Source organism: Sporosarcina koreensis (assembly GCF_001531445.1).
Taxonomy (GTDB): domain Bacteria; phylum Bacillota; class Bacilli; order Bacillales_A; family Planococcaceae; genus Sporosarcina; species Sporosarcina koreensis_C.
Genome location: NZ_LQYA01000033.1, coordinates 1 through 243 on the forward strand (window position 1 = coordinate 1; position 243 = coordinate 243).

Annotated in this window: 1 pseudogene; it reads right to left on the minus strand. The window is 28.8% G+C overall.

Features of this window, described 5'->3' with window-relative positions:
• Positions 1-243: pseudogene (locus AWV70_RS05855) on the minus strand (tetracycline efflux MFS transporter Tet(L)); the annotation flags it as partial.

Consider the following 243-nt stretch of genomic DNA (forward strand, 5'->3'; position numbering starts at 1 on the left):
ACCAATTATAAAAGAAATATTTTTCCCCAGTGCAGGTTCAACAAAAGGTTCTGTTACTTTCCTAATATGTTTTACAAATATCAGGAATGACAGAATACTGATGATCAGAAAAGAAATGTTATAAGATGTTGTAAACAGCATAAAAAATACAATGCCAACTGACATTAGTATAATTCCTACAATATCAAAATGACCTTTTATCCTTACTTCTTTTTTCAACAATTTAATAAGGAACGGAACAGT